This is a genomic window from Magnetospirillum sp. 15-1 (assembly GCF_900184795.1).
Taxonomy (GTDB): domain Bacteria; phylum Pseudomonadota; class Alphaproteobacteria; order Rhodospirillales; family Magnetospirillaceae; genus Phaeospirillum.
In genome coordinates this window covers 471643-486283 of the sequence record NZ_FXXN01000025.1, presented here as the reverse complement: position 1 = coordinate 486283, position 14641 = coordinate 471643, and the positions used below count along the sequence as shown (strand labels likewise).

Annotated in this window: 13 protein-coding genes; 10 read left to right on the top strand and 3 right to left on the bottom strand. The window is 66.8% G+C overall.

The features are described 5' to 3' along the window. Window positions 1-65: 65 nt before the first annotated feature. A complete protein-coding gene (locus CP958_RS26450; protein WP_170958989.1) occupies window positions 66-209 on the bottom strand; it encodes a hypothetical protein in 144 nt (47 codons plus the stop codon). 148 nt (window positions 210-357) lie between these two features. Next, complete coding sequence (locus CP958_RS15280) at window positions 358-1347, bottom strand: dihydroorotate dehydrogenase-like protein (protein WP_096702944.1); 990 nt, start codon at window positions 1345-1347, stop codon at window positions 358-360. 140 nt (window positions 1348-1487) lie between these two features. Between CP958_RS15280 and CP958_RS15275 the strand changes: the two genes are divergently transcribed. Both CP958_RS15275 and cutA read left to right on the top strand, forming a co-directional pair. Beyond that, window positions 1488-2582 (top strand): hypothetical protein, encoded by a 1095-nt coding sequence (locus CP958_RS15275; RefSeq protein WP_096702942.1) that lies wholly within the window; start codon window positions 1488-1490, stop codon window positions 2580-2582. A gap of 219 nt (window positions 2583-2801) precedes the next feature. Next, window positions 2802-3107: a divalent-cation tolerance protein CutA gene (gene cutA, locus CP958_RS15270; RefSeq protein ID WP_096702940.1), complete on the top strand. Its 306-nt coding sequence runs from the start codon at window positions 2802-2804 to the stop codon at window positions 3105-3107. 1 nt (window position 3108) lies between these two features. Here the strand turns inward: cutA and CP958_RS15265 are convergent, their stop codons facing one another. After that, window positions 3109-4263 (bottom strand): bifunctional 2-C-methyl-D-erythritol 4-phosphate cytidylyltransferase/2-C-methyl-D-erythritol 2,4-cyclodiphosphate synthase, encoded by a 1155-nt coding sequence (locus tag CP958_RS15265; protein WP_096702939.1) that lies wholly within the window; start codon window positions 4261-4263, stop codon window positions 3109-3111. A 228-nt stretch (window positions 4264-4491) separates the two neighbouring features. On the opposite strand from CP958_RS15265, the gene ccsA reads away from it, so the two are divergent. The 8 genes from ccsA (at window position 4492) to CP958_RS15225 (ending at window position 14601) form a co-directional block, all read left to right on the top strand. Next, window positions 4492-5295 (top strand): cytochrome c biogenesis protein CcsA, encoded by an 804-nt coding sequence (ccsA, locus tag CP958_RS15260; protein WP_096702937.1) that lies wholly within the window; start codon window positions 4492-4494, stop codon window positions 5293-5295. Between the two features lie 66 nt (window positions 5296-5361). Further along, on the top strand, window positions 5362-6369 hold the full coding sequence (gene dusB / locus CP958_RS15255; RefSeq protein ID WP_096702935.1) for a tRNA dihydrouridine synthase DusB: 1008 nt from the start codon (window positions 5362-5364) through the stop codon (window positions 6367-6369). Next, window positions 6369-7490 carry an ATP-binding protein gene (locus CP958_RS15250; RefSeq protein WP_096702933.1) on the top strand — a complete coding sequence of 374 codons (1122 nt, stop codon included), beginning with the start codon at window positions 6369-6371 and terminating at the stop codon, window positions 7488-7490. Before dusB ends, CP958_RS15250 begins: the two co-directional genes overlap by 1 nt. Before the next feature lie 5 nt (window positions 7491-7495). Further along, complete coding sequence (gene ntrC, locus CP958_RS15245) at window positions 7496-8950, top strand: nitrogen regulation protein NR(I) (RefSeq protein WP_096703095.1); 1455 nt, start codon at window positions 7496-7498, stop codon at window positions 8948-8950. Continuing rightward, window positions 8951-11188, top strand: a complete 2238-nt coding sequence (locus tag CP958_RS15240) for a PAS domain-containing sensor histidine kinase (RefSeq protein ID WP_096702931.1) — start codon at window positions 8951-8953, stop codon at window positions 11186-11188. Beyond that, window positions 11178-12569: a sigma-54 dependent transcriptional regulator gene (locus tag CP958_RS15235; protein ID WP_096702929.1), complete on the top strand. Its 1392-nt coding sequence runs from the start codon at window positions 11178-11180 to the stop codon at window positions 12567-12569. Before CP958_RS15240 ends, CP958_RS15235 begins: the two co-directional genes overlap by 11 nt. Beyond that, window positions 12566-13942: a Trk system potassium transporter TrkA gene (gene trkA / locus CP958_RS15230; RefSeq protein WP_096702927.1), complete on the top strand. Its 1377-nt coding sequence runs from the start codon at window positions 12566-12568 to the stop codon at window positions 13940-13942. The genes CP958_RS15235 and trkA overlap by 4 nt, the downstream gene beginning before the upstream one ends. Continuing rightward, entirely contained in the window at window positions 13942-14601 is a 660-nt protein-coding gene (locus tag CP958_RS15225; protein WP_096702925.1) for an HAD hydrolase-like protein, read from the top strand. The genes trkA and CP958_RS15225 overlap by 1 nt, the downstream gene beginning before the upstream one ends. Window positions 14602-14641: the final 40 nt, after the last annotated feature.

Sequence of the window (14641 nt, the reverse complement as noted above, 5' to 3'; positions counted from 1 at the left end):
TTCAACAGCCCGGCTCATGACGATGAGCCGGGCTGTTTCGTATTGGAGCGGCGGGAATATCGTCCCTAGTCGCGCAGTATGGTGGTCAGGCCGATGATGGCCCAGCCGAACAAGGTGGAGCCGATCACCGCGCCGGCGATCACGATGGCGGCATAGCCCAGAATGCGGGGAATGCGGCATTCGGTGGAGCAGGCGGTCTGGGTGGTCATGAAAAGCCTCTATCCTCAGTCAGGTGTATGAGCTTTATATAATTGACCAAGGTTAAATTCAATAATTTGAATTGTTCTGATTCCGGATGGTCCATGCAAAAGGCCCGGCCGAAACGACCGGGCCTTGCCGTGAATTCGCCGAGGGAAATCAGGCGTTGTAGGCGCCGCCCCGCAGGATGCGGATATAGTTGACGCGGTCGAAGGCGGCCAGATCCTTGGTGGCGCCCCGGCTCATGCGGCCACGGATGTCGGCGACGGATTCGGCCTCGCGCTCCTTGAGTTCGGCGATCAGGCCGTCGTGCAGGGTCTTCATGTAATCGACGCCATGACGCATCAGGGCCGAGGTGGTCATCACCACGTCGGCACCGACGAACAGATACTTCACCACCTCGGCGGCGGTCTGGACGCCGGAACTGGCGGCGATGGAGGCCTTGATCTTGCCGGCCAGGGTGGCGATCCACAGCAGGGGCAGGCGAATCTCGCCCTTGTGGCTGAGCTTGAGGTCGCGGACCAGCTTCAACTCTTCCAGGTCGATGTCGGGCTGGTAGAAGCGGTTGAACAGCACCACGCCGTCCACCCCGGCCTGATCCAGGGTCTTCACCATGTTGCCCACCGAGCTGAAATAGGGGCTGAGCTTCATGGAGACCGGAATGGAGACCGTTTCTTTGACGGCGTCGAGAATGGCGAGATAGCGGGCCTCGACCTCGGCGCCGGTCAGGTCCATATCGGTCGGCAGCAGGTAGACGTTCAGCTCGACGGCATTGGCGCCGGCCTGTTCCATCTGCTTGGCGTAATCGGTCCAGCCGGTCCGCGTGGTGCCGTTCAGGCTGGCGATCACCGGAATGTCCAGGGCTTCACGGGTGCGGCGGATCAGGTCGAGATAGTTCTTCGGCCCGGCATTGGCGCTGATATTGGCGGGGAAGTAAGAGAACGCCTCGGAATTGCCTTCGCAGACTAGACGCTCGATCTCGTCGATCTCGTTCTCGATGTCCTCCTGGAAGATGGAGGGCAGCACGATGGCCGCCGCGCCGCAATCCTCCAGCCGGCGGGAATTGCCAAGGTCCAGCGCCAGCGGCGAGGCCGAAACCACCAGAGGATTCTTCAGGTCGAGGCCGAGATAGCGGGTGGCGAGATTCATGGCGGCTGTCCTTGCAGTATGATTCGGCGTTCGCGGGCGAATGTTGCGCGAGTGAAAGGGTAGCCCCGGCCGGGCTCGCGCGGCAAGCCGGAAACGGATATGGTGCCCGCCGTTCCGATTGTCCTGGTTCCCGTCAAGTCATGCTCAGCACTTCCGCTTCCAAGCATCTCTGGCTGGCCCTGTCGCCGCACGGTTACGGCCACGCCGTCATGACGGCCCCCGTCATCCATGCCTTGCGGCGGCGGCGGCCCGACCTGCGTCTCACCATCCAGACCGGCGTCCCCCGGAGTTTTCTGGAGGAGCGCTATGGCCCTGATTTCGATTACGTGCCCGAGGTGCCCGATTTCGGGCTGAAGATGCGGTCGGCCACCACCGTGGATTTGGACGCCTCGGCCGAGGCCTACCGCCGCATGCATGCCGACTTTTCCGCTGTGGTGGAGTGCGAGGCGGCCCGCCTGCGTCAGGCCCGCCCGGACTTGGTCCTGGCCAACGTCCCCTATGTGACCCTGGCCGCCGCCGCGCGGGCCGGCATTCCGGCGGTGGCGCTCAGTTCCCTGGAATGGGCCGACGTCTATCGCCACTACCTGGGGGACCGGCCCGAGGCCGATGCCGTCTGGGCGGACATGCAAGACGCCTACAACTCGGCCCTGGCGTTTCTGCGTGTCACTCCGGCCATGGAGATGCCCAGTCTCGGCAACGTGGTCGATATCGGCACCGTGGCGCAAAGGGGGCTGAACCGCCGGGGCGAACTGGCTCCGGGAAAGGTCGGGCTGGTGGCGTTCGGCGGCATCGATCATGACCTGACCATGGCCCGGTGGCCGCGCGTGGCGGGCTGGACGTGGTTGAGCGCCCAGGGGTGCCCGGCCGACCGGGACGACGTCATCGACTGGCGCGGGACCGGCCTGCCGTTTTCCGACCTGACCGCTTCGGTGGACGTCATCGTCACCAAGCCGGGCTATGGCACCTTTACCGAGGCGGCATTATCCGGAGTTCCGGTCTTGTACGTGGCGCGCCCCGACTGGCCGGAAACTCCGGCCATGGACCGGTGGCTGATGGCCCATACCAAGGCGCTGGCGCTTACGGCCGATGACCTGCTGAACGACCTGGAAACTCAACTGCGAACGTTGTTTTCGTTGCCGGAGCAGCCACTTGCCGAGGCGAAAGGCAACGAGGAGGCGGCGGATTTCATCGACCGGGTGCTGCTGGCCCAGGGCGGCACCTGCGAAAGCAGTTGATTGATGGTGGATTTGTCACGTGGGGGTATCGAAATCCGTTTACCCAATTCATATATGCGTGACATCGGTTGACGGTGCCGTGGTACCCGACCGGTGAGGGCTCCCGGTTCGATCTCCTCTTCCGGGATGACCTGCACAGACTCGTGGGGCGCGCCCAGCCGGCCTAAGGGCGCGCCCCGCTTTTCTGGGATACAAGGGGGTAACTCATTGACGACGAACATGATTTATATAACCGCCGCCGATCGCGAGGCGGCCTTGGCCCTGGCCCGCGCCCTGGTGGCCGAGCGGCTGGCGGCCTGCGCCAACGTGCTGGACGGCGCCACCTCGGTCTATTGGTGGGACGGCAAGGTCTGCGAGGGGCCCGAGGCGGTCCTGATCTGCAAGACCAGGGCCGATCTTGTGGATTCCGTGATCAAGCGGGTGCGCGAACTGCACGACTACGCCTGCCCCTGCGTGGTGGCTTTGCCCATCGAGACGGGCAATCCCGCCTATCTCGACTGGATCAGGACCGAGACCGGCGGCTGAGCTACCGGGGCAGCCAGACCGAGGCCATGGCCTGGGCGGCGATGCCTTCCTTGCGGCCGGTGAAGCCCAGCCCTTCCGTGGTGGTGGCCTTGACGCTGACCCGGTCCTGGGAAATGCCGAGGATTTCCGCCACCCGTGCCGCCATGGCGGCACGGTGCGGTCCCACCTTCGGGCGTTCGCAGATGATGGTGATGTCGACGTTGACGATGCGGCCGCCCTTGGCGGTGACCAGCGAACCGGCGTGGGCGAGGAACTGGTCGGAGGCCGCGCCCTTCCACCTGGGATCGGTGGGCGGGAAGTGGTGGCCGATGTCGCCGGCGGCAATGGCGCCCAAGACCGCGTCGGTCAGCGCGTGCAGGGCCACGTCGGCGTCGGAATGGCCTTCCAGGCCGGATTTGTGGGGAATTTCGACGCCACACAGCCATACGGCTTTCTTGGCCGGGTCGAAGCGGTGCACGTCATAACCGGAGGCCGAGCGCACCTCGCCGGGGCCGTCGAACAGGCGCCGGGCCCGCTCCAGGTCGGCGGCGGTGGTGATCTTGACGTTGTCCTCGGCACCGGCCACCAGTTCCACCGCCAGCCCGGCCCGTTCCGCCACGGCGGCGTCGTCGGTCAGCTCATTGCCGATCACCGCGTGATGGGCGGCGACGATCTCGGCATAGCGGAAGCCCTGGGGCGTCTGGGCGCGGAACAGATTGCTGCGGTCCACCGTGTCGGCCACGAAACCGTCCTGGCCACGCTTCAGGGTGTCGGCCACCGGCACGACGGGCAGGGCGCCGGGATGGTGATCCAGGGCGCGGATCACCCGGCCGACGGTGCCGTGATCGATGAAGGGCCGCGCCCCGTCGTGGATCAGCACCTTGGCGGGGCCCAAATCCTTCAGGCTGTCGAGTCCCAGGCGGACGCTGTCCTGGCGGGTGGCGCCGCCATGGACCGGCTCCAGCAGATTCAGGCCGGCGGCCGCCATGTCGTAGAGCTGGCGGTCGTCGGGGTGGATGACGGCGCGTACCGCGCTGATCTCGGGATTGGTGGCGAAGGCCGCCAGGGTGTGGCGCAGCACCATGCGCCCGGCCAGGTCGTGGTATTGCTTCGGCAGGTCACCGCCGAACCGCCGCCCGCGCCCCGCCGCCACCACCAGAACAACCGTCTTGGCCATCGTCACTCTCCAGGAAATGTGGGGCGACAGACTATGCGAGAGGATGCCGCCTTGCCAAGGCTTGATACCGGCGCCCTTGTGCGCCGGCCAGGCCCAAGGGGCCGCGCGGCTTATGCCGCGGGAGCCAAGCCGCCACCGGCGGCGCCCGGCGATCGAGGGGCCTGATGATCGGAGAGGACAGGCGCTGTCACCCCTTTGCGCCGCCGCAAAGGATGATATAGTCCGCCCATGTCGTCCGTGCTTCTCAATATGGTCGCCCTCGTGGCGCTGCTCCCCGCCGCGCTGGTGGCGCTTCGCGCCGGCGAGGGGCGGAGTGTCCAGTTCCGCCTTTGCCTTGGTCTGGCGGTCGCCGGACCGGCCCTGTGGGCGGTCTCCCAGATGAGTGCCCAGTGGCTGACCAGTCTGTCGGCCGCCCTGTGGGTCTCCATCGCCGCCACCGCGGCCCTGTTCGCCGTCCTGGCCCATGCCACGGCCCAGGGCTGGCGGCTGGCGCCGCTGGTGATGCCGTTCCTGGCCGCCCTGGGGCTGCTGGCGTCCCTGGTGCAGTGGGTGGAGGCGGCGCCGCCGCTCAGCGGACAGGTGCCCGCCGCCTGGCTGGACCTGCACATCGTCGTTTCGGTCCTGACCTATGCCCTGCTGACCCTGGCGGCGGTGGCTTCGCTGGCCACCTTCCTGCAGGAACGCGCCCTGAAACGCAAGGCGCCCACCACGCTCACCCGCATGCTGCCCAGCGTCGCCGACAGCGAGACCCTGGCCGGGCGCCTGCTGCTGGCCTCGGAAGCCGTGCTCGGCCTGGGGCTGGCCACCGGGATGGCGACCCAGTATTTCGAGAGCGGCGCGGTTCTGGTCCTCTCCCACAAGACCCTGCTGTCGCTGCTGGCCTTCGGCCTGATCGGCCTGCTGCTGATCGGTCACCGGGTCTGCGGCGTACGCGGCCGCGTCGCCGCCCGTGTGGTGCTGCTGGCCTATCTGCTGCTGACCCTGGCCTATCCCGGGGTCAAATTTGTGACACAGGTCCTCGTCCCGCACTGAATTGCTTTTTTTCCAGGCAGCTTTTGCCGTTGCATTGTGTCGCATCTGCATAATAAATACGCAGCCATGGCACAGATCACGCGCAAGACCGTTTCCATCGGAGCGGTAACCCTGGACAATCCGGTCATCCTGGCCCCCATGGCCGGCGTCACCGACATGCCCAACCGCCGGCTGGTCAAGCGCCTGGGCGCCGGACTGGTGGTGTCCGAAATGATCGCCAGCCAGGCGATGATCCGCCAGAACCGCCAGACCATGCAGATGGCGAGCCATACCGCCGAGGAATTTCCCATGTCGGTGCAACTGGCCGGCTGCGAGCCCAAGGTGATGGCCGAGGCCGCCAGGCTGAACCAGGATATGGGCGCCGCCATCATCGACATCAACATGGGCTGCCCGGTCAAGAAGGTGGCGCTGAAGGGTGAGGCCGGCTCGGCGCTGATGCGCAACGAGAATCTGGCTGCGCGCATCCTGACCGCCGTGGTGAAGGCGGTGGACATCCCTGTCACGCTGAAGATGCGCACCGGCTGGGACATGACCAGCCGCAACGCTCCCAGTCTGGCCCGCGTCGCCGAGGAATGCGGCATCCGCATGGTCACCGTGCACGGCCGGACCCGCAACCAGATGTACACCGGTCAGGCCGATTGGGCCTTCATTGGCGAGGTCAAGCGCGCCGTGTCCATTCCGGTGATCGGCAACGGCGACGTGGAAAGCATCGACGACGCCGTCCGCATGCTGGAGATGTCGGACGCCGATGGCGTGATGATCGGGCGCGGCACCTATGGGCGGCCGTGGCTGCCGGGGCAGGTGGCCCACTTCCTCGCCACCGGGGAGCGGCGTCCCGACCCGTCGCTGGCCGAGCAGATGGAGATCATCCTGGAGCACCTGGACGCCATCCTGCTCCATTACGGCTCCGAACCGGGTGTCCGCATCGCCCGCAAGCATATGGGCTGGTATTCCAAGGGTCTGCCGGGGTCGGCCGAGTTCCGTGCCGAGATCAACCGTACCAACGACCCGGCCGTCATGCGGCAGACCATCGCCGCGTTCTACGGCCCCCTGCTGGAAAAGGCCGCCGCCTGATGCCCATTCCCATCGTCACGGCCCTGAAGCGCGGCTTGTCCAGTTCCACCTTCGATCCGACCACCGTGCTGAGCGCGCTGGGCGCCGCCGTGGTGGCCCTGGACGCCGAGAACCGCATCCGCTACGTCAACGGTGCCGCCGAGCAATTGTTCGCCTGCGGCGCCGCCTACCTGATCGACCATGCCGCCACCGATTTCCTGCCGCCCGATTCGCCGGTCCTGTCGCTGGTGAGCCAGGCCCGCGACGGCAACATCTCGGTGGCCGAGCACGGCGTGACGCTCGACACGCCCCGCACCGGTCACCGCACCGTCACCGTCCAGGTCTCGCCCATCATCGAGACGGCGGGTGCCGTGGTGATCAGCCTGCACGAGCAATCCATCGCGCTCAAGATCGGTGCCCAACTGACCAGCCGCAACGCGGCGCGCTCGGTGACCGCCATGGCGGCCATCCTGGCCCACGAGGTCAAGAATCCGCTGTCGGGCATCCGCGGCGCCGCCCAGTTGCTGGAGCAGAACGCCGGCGAGGAGGATCGGGTCCTCACCCGGCTGATCTGCGACGAGGCCGACCGCATCGTGGCGCTGGTGGACCGCATGGAGGCCTTCTCGGACAATCCCACCGTGGAGCGCGGCGCCGTCAACATCCACCGGGTGCTGGAGCACGTGCGGCGCATCGCCGAGGCCGGCTTCGCCCGCTCGGTGCGGATCATCGAGAATTACGACCCGTCGCTGCCGCCGGTCCTCGGCGACCGCGACCAGTTGGTGCAGGTGTTCCTCAACCTGGTGAAGAACGCCGCCGAGGCGGTGCCGGAGGAAGGCGGCGAGATCGTCGTGTCCACCGGCTATCAGCACGGCGTCCGCCTGGCCCTGCCGGGCAGCGAGACGCGGCGCCACCTGCCGCTGGTGGTGAGCATCCAAGACAACGGCCCCGGTATCCCCGAGGATCTGAAACCCAATCTGTTCGACGCCTTCGTCACCACCAAGACGTCGGGCAGCGGCCTGGGGCTGGCCCTGGTGGCCAAGATCATCGGCGATCACGGCGGCGTGATCGAATTCGACAGCGTGCCAAGGCGGACCATATTCCGGGTGATGCTGCCCATGGTCCAGGATGGGGACGGCAAGTGAGCACCATGACCACCACCACCACCGCCACCATTCTGGTGGCCGACGACGATCGCGGCATCCGTACGGTGCTGTCCCAGGCGCTCGGCCGCGCCGGCTACGAGGTGCGGACCACCGGCAACGCCTCGACCCTGTGGCGATGGGTGTCGGAGGGCGAGGGCGATCTGGTGATCACCGACGTGGTCATGCCCGACGAGAGCGGTCTCGACCTGCTGCCGCGCATCAAGAAGATCCGTCCAGAGCTGCGCATCATCGTCATGAGCGCCCAGAACACCCTGCTGACCGCCGTCAAGGCCACCCAGCGCGGCGCCTTCGAGTACCTGCCCAAGCCGTTCGACCTGAAGGAACTGGTCAACGTGGTGGGGCGCGCCCTGTCGACGCCGCGCGCCGCTCCCACCGAGGCGGCGGGGGCCGAGGACGACGAGAAGCTGCCGTTGATCGGCCGCTCGCCGGCCATGCAGGAAATCTACCGTACCCTGGCCCGCCTGATGAGCACCGACCTGTCGGTGATGATCACCGGCGAGTCGGGAACCGGCAAGGAACTGGTGGCCCGGGCGCTCCACGATTACGGCAAGCGCCGCAACGGCCCCTTCGTGGCCATCAACATGGCGGCCATCCCGCGCGAACTGATCGAGAGCGAGCTGTTCGGCCACGAGAAGGGTGCCTTCACCGGCGCCACCCAGCGGGCCGCCGGCCGGTTCGAGCAGGCCGAGGGCGGCACCCTGTTCCTCGACGAGATCGGCGACATGCCGCCCGAGGCCCAGACCCGCCTGCTGCGCGTGCTGCAGGAGGGCGAGTACACCACGGTGGGCGGCCGCACGCCCATTCGCGCCAATGTGCGCATCATCGCCGCCACCCACCGCGACCTGACCCAGCTGATCCGTCAGGGCCTGTTTCGCGAGGATCTGTTCTACCGCCTCAACGTGGTGCCTATCCGCCTGCCTCCGTTGCGAGAGCGTTCCGAGGACATTCCCGAGCTGATCCGCCATTTCCTGGCCCAGGCGGGGTCCGAGGGCTTGCCGTCCAAGACCATCGACGGTCTGGCCATGGACCGGCTGCGCAAGCATCGCTGGCCGGGCAACGTGCGCGAGCTGGAGAATCTGGTCCGCCGTCTCGCCGCGCTGTATTCCCAGGAGGTGATCGGCATCGAGGTCATCGAGCAGGAACTGGTGGGCGGCACGCCCCATGCCGATTCCATCGCCGGCGGCGTTGAGGGCGAGGGGCTCTCGGCCACGGTGGAGCGTCACCTGCGCGAGTATTTCGGCAATCACGGCGACGGCCTGCCGCCGGCCGGGGTCTATGACCGGGTGCTGCGCGAGGTGGAGCGTCCGCTGGTAACCATCGCGCTGGAGGCGACGCGCGGCAACCAGATCAAGGCCGCCCATCTGCTGGGCGTCAACCGCAACACGCTGCGCAAGAAGATCAAGGATCTGGATATCCAGATCAGCCGCGGCCTCAAGTAAATGGCGTTCGGTCGCCGCATACGCCACTGGGCGCGCCGGGTCGACCTGGCCCGCCGGCTGGCTTATGGGCTGACCTTCGCCTCGATTCCCGCCATCGTCGCCACCGTCTGGGTGATGGCCGGCGGCGGGAATGGTCCCGCCGGTCCCGATCCCCGCATCGTCCTGTCGCTGCTGGCCACCGACGGCGTCCTGCTGGCCGCCCTGGGCGGCGTGGTGGGGTTCCGGGTGCTGGACGTGCTGAAGGCCCGGCGGCGCGGCGCCTCGGGCTCCAAGCTGCATTTGCGCTTCATCATGCTGTTCGCCCTGGTGGCGGTGACGCCTTCGGTGCTGATGAGCGTCGGCTCCACCGCCTTCTTCCGCTACGGGGTGGAAAGCTGGTTCTCGGACCGGGTGCGCACCGCGCTGCAGGCCTCGCTGGAAGTGGCGCACGCCTATCTCGAGGAACACAAGCGCATCATCGGCGGCGATGCCCTGGCCATGGCCAACGACATCAACCGCGAAGGGCCGCTCCTGCTGCGCTCGCCCCAGCATTTCAGCCAGTTCGTCGGCACCCAGGCGGCCATCCGCGGCCTGACCGAGGCCATCGTCTTCGATACCCGCGGCAACATCATGGCCCGCTCGGGGCTGATCTTCGCGGTGGAGGCCAGCATCGACCAGATTCCCGCCTGGGCTCTGGAAAAGGCCCGTGGCGGCGACGTGGTTGTGCTGTCCGGGTCGGGCGAGGACCGGGTCAAGGCGCTGGTCCAGCTTCAAGGGCTGTTCGGCGACACCTTCTTGTATGTGGGCCGCTTCGTCGATCCCAAGGTGATCGGCTACATGGCCCAGACCTCCGAGGCGGTGGCCCAGTACGAACGCCTGGAGGGCCGGCTGTCGGGGGTGGAGCGCGCCTTCTCGCTGATCTTTGCCCTGGTGGCCCTGCTGCTGGTGCTGACCGCCATCTGGGTCGGCGTGTCCATGGCGGTGCGGCTGGCGACCCCGATAGGGCGGCTGATCGATGCCGCCGAAAAGGTGCGGTCGGGCGACCTCGATGCCCGGGTGGCCGAGGATGCCGCCGACGAGATCGGCGTGCTGAGCCGCGCCTTCAACCGCATGACCCATCAGTTGTCCAGCCAGCGCCAGGATCTGGTCGACGCCAACCGTGAGCTGGACGAGCGCCGCCGCTTCACCGAGACGGTACTGGCCGGCGTCTCCTCCGGCGTCATCGGCCTGGACGCCGATGGCCGCATCCATCTGCCCAACCGCTCGGCGGGGGAACTGATCGGCATCGCCCTCGAGGAACTGGTCGGTCACGATCTCCGCGAGGTCATCCCCGATCTGGCCGAGCCCCTGGACGAGGCGGTCCGCCGCCCCGACAAGCTGATCCAGCGCGAGGTGCGCCTGTCCACTCCCGGCGGCCGTGCCCGCATGCTGCTGGTGCGCGTGGTGGCCGAACGCCTCGACGCCGAGGAGGTCATCGGTTACGTGGTGACCTTCGACGACATCACCGAGCTTGTTTCCGCCCAGCGCACCGCCGCCTGGGCCGACGTGGCGCGGCGCATCGCCCACGAGATCAAGAATCCCCTGACCCCGATCCAACTGTCGGCGGAACGGCTTAAGCGTAAGTATCTCAAGGAGATACACAGCGATCCTGAGACATACGTCAATCTGGTGGAGACCATCGTGCGCCAGGTGGGCGACATCGGCCGCATGGTGGATGAGTTCTCGTCCTTCGCCCGCATGCCGGCACCGCAGATCAAGTCCGATGACCTCAACGATATCTGCCGGCAGGCGATGTTCCTGCAGCGGACCGGCAATCCCGGCGTGGAATTCGTCCATCAATTGCCCGACGGCAAGGTCCCGGTGCAGTGCGACGGCCGCCTGATCGGCCAGGCCTTGACCAACCTGCTGAAGAACGCCGTCGAAGCCATTCAGGGCCGCGACGACCCGCAAGCGCCGCGCGGCCGCATCGTGCTCAGTCTGGTCCCCCAGTCGGACCGGCTGGTGGTGACCGTCGAGGACAACGGCAAGGGCCTGCCCACCGAGAACCGCGAGCGGTTGACCGAGCCCTATGTCACGACCCGGACCAAGGGAACCGGTTTGGGGCTGGCCATCGTCAAGAAGATCATGGAAGACCACGGCGGTGATCTGTATCTTGAGGATGCGCCTGGGGGGGGCGCGCGGATCGGGCTGATATTCCCGGCCCCCGAGCATCTGCAATCACAGGCAACCGGCGACACCACGGCAACCCATGGCGCATGACATTCTGATCGTCGACGACGAGGCCGATATTCGTGCTTTGATCGCCGGTATTCTCGAAGACGAAGGGCACAACACCCGCGAGGCCGCCAATTCGGACGAGGCCCTGGAGGGGATTCGCGCCCGGCGGCCCAATCTGGTGGTCCAGGACATCTGGCTGCAGGGTTCGCGCCTGGACGGTCTGGAAGTGCTGGACGCCATCAAGCGCGACCATCCGGAAGTCCCCGTGGTGATGATTTCCGGCCACGGCAATATCGAGACCGCCGTCCAGGCCATCAAGCAGGGCGCCTACGACTTCATCGAGAAGCCGTTCAAGGCCGACCGGCTGCTGCTGGTGGTGGAGCGCGCCATCGAGGCGGCCCGTCTGCGCCGCGAGAACGAGGAACTGCGCCTGCGCTCGGGCTCGGCCGATGAACTCGTCGGCGGCGCCATGGGCATCCTGCAGGTCCGCCAGGCGGTGGAGAAGGTGGCCCCCACCAATTCCCGCGTGCTGATCACCGGCCCGGCCGGTTCCGGCAAGGAAGTGGTGGCCCGCCAGATTCACGTCCGGTCGCGCCGCGCCGACGGGCCGTTCGTGGTGCTCAACTGCGCCGCCATGCACCCCGACCGCATGGAGATGGAGCTGTTCGGCACCGAGCACGGTCTCGACGGTCCCGATACGCCGCGCAAGATCGGCACCTTCGAGCAGGCCCACGGCGGCACCTTGCTGCTGGACGAGGTGGCCGACATGCCGCTGGAAACCCAGGGCAAGATCGTCCGCGTATTGCAGGACCAGATGTTCGAGCGGGTAGGGGGCGGGAAACGGGTCGAGGTGGATGTGCGCGTCATCGCCACCACCAACCGCGATCTGCAGGGCGAGATGACCGCGGGCCACTTCCGCGAGGATCTGTTCTACCGCCTCAACGTGGTGCCGGTGAAGATGCCCGCTCTTCGCGATCATCGCGAGGATATCCCGGCCCTGGCCCGGCACTTCATGGCCCTGGCCGCCGCCGCCGCCGGGGTGCAGCCCCGGGTGGTGGGCGAGGATGCCTTGGCCGCTCTTCAGGCCTATGACTGGCCGGGCAATGTGCGCCAGCTCCGGAACGTCATGGATTGGCTGCTGATCATGGCTCCCGGCGACGCCCGCGAGGCGATCCGCGCCGACATGCTGCCGGGCGAGATCGGCGCCATCACGCCGGCCGTTTTGCGGTGGGAGAAGTCGAGCGAGATCATGACCTTGCCCCTGCGCGAGGCGCGTGAACTGTTCGAGCGGGAATACCTGCTGGCCCAGGTCAATCGTTTCGCCGGCAACATCTCACGCACCGCCGCCTTCGTCGGCATGGAGCGCTCGGCCCTTCACCGCAAGCTCAAGCTGCTTGGCGTCAACACGGACGAAAAGAAATGAAGGTCATAGTCTGCGGCGCCGGCCAGGTCGGCTTCAACATCGCCCACTATCTGGCGGGCGAGAACAACGACGTCACCATCATCGACCAGCGTCCCGAACTGATCCGCAAGGTCAGCGATACCCTGGACGTCCAGGTGGTGCTGGGCTTCGCCTCCCATCCGGCGGTGCTCGAGCAGGCCGGAGCCGGCGACGCGGACATGATCATCGCGGTCACCGCCGCCGACGAGGTCAACATGGTGGCCTGTCAGGTCGCCCATTCCCTGTTCAACGTGCCGACCAAGATCGCCCGTGTGCGCAGCCAGAGCTATCTGGCGCCCATCTGGTCCAACCTGTTCTCGCGCGAGCATCTGCCCATCGACGTGATCATCAGCCCCGAGATCGAGGTGGCCCGCGCCATCACCAAGCGCCTGCAGGTGCCGGGCGCCATCGATGTCATTCCGCTGGTGGGCGACAAGGTCCGGCTGATCGGGGTGCGCTGCACCGGGCAGTGCCCGCTGATCAACACGCCGCTGCGCCAGCTGACCGTGCTGTTCCCCGATCTGGCCATCGTCATCATCGGCATCGTGCGCGACGGCAAGGCCATCGTTCCCACCTCCGAAGACCAGATGATGGAGGGCGACGAGGTCTATTTCGTCGTCGATACGGCCCATGTGGACCGGGCGCTTTCGGCCTTTGGCCGCGAGGATCAGGAAGCGCGGCGCATCGTCATCTTCGGCGGCGGCAATATCGGCCTGTTCCTGGCCCAGCAGTTGGAAGCCGCCCGGCCGGGCACCTCCATCAAGATCATCGAATCCAACAAGGAGCGTGCCGAGTTCGTCGCCAAGGCGGTGGGCCATACCGTGGTGATCCATGGTGACGCCCTGGACCCGGAAATCCTCGAGGAGGCCTCGGTGGGGGCCGCCGAGGCGGTGGTCGCGGTCACCAATGACGACGAGACCAACATCCTGTCGGGCCTGCTGGCCAAGCGCTACGGCTGCCGCCGCACCATGGCGCTGATCAACAAGACCACCTACAACGCGCTGGTGGCGCCGCTGGGCATCGACGTGGCCATCAATCCCCGGGCCATCACCGTCTCCAATATTCTCCAGCACGTGCGCCGTGGCCGCATCCATGCCGTCCACTCCCTGCACGAGGGCTTCGGCGAGCTGATCGAGGCCGACGCCCTGGAAACCTCGTCCCTGGTGGGCAAGCCGCTCAGGGACGTCAAGCTGCCGGCCGGCGTGTTGCTGGGCGCGGTGGTTCATGACGGCAAGGTGGTCAGTCCGCGCGGCAGCACGGTCATTCATCCCGGCGACCGCGTCATCCTGTTCGCCACCGCCGACGCGGTGAAGAAGGTCGAGAAGATGTTCTCGGTCCGGCTGGAATACTTCTGATGTCCGGTCCGCCGCTGACCCGCCCACGGGCGGTCATCTTCGACTGGGACAACACCCTGGTGGATTCCTGGGTGTGCATTCGCGAATCCTACAACATGACCTTCCGCCATTTCGGCATGGCGGAATGGAGCCTGGAGGAAACCCGGGAAAGGGTGGCCGCCTCCATGCGCGATTCCTTTCCCGCCATGTTCGGTGATCGCTGGCCCGAGGCCCGCGACATCTTCACCCGAAGCTTCGAGGCTATCCACCTGGACTACCTCAATCCTTTGCCCGGCGCCGCCCAGATGCTGGACACCCTGCGGAGCGAGGGGCTGGTGCTGGCGGTGGTCAGCAACAAGCGCGGCGGTTTCCTGCGCAAGGAGGCCGAGATCATGGGCTGGGCCGGCCATTTCGTCCGCCTGGTCGGGGCCGATGACGCCGAGGCCGACAAGCCGGCCGCCGCGCCCGTCCACCTCGCCCTGGCGGGGACCGGCATCGCCGCCGGGCCGGATGTGTGGTTCGTGGGAGATTCCCCCATCGACACCCATTGCGCCGTCAACTCCGGGTGCACACCCATTCTGATGCGGCCCGACACTCCCCACGAGGGGGAGTTCGCCCATCCGCCGGCCCGTTTTCTCCCGGCTTGCATGGATCTCGCCCATCTTGTCCGAGAACTATAGGTTCCCATCTGTTGGAAATGGTGGTAACGACAGGGGCTCA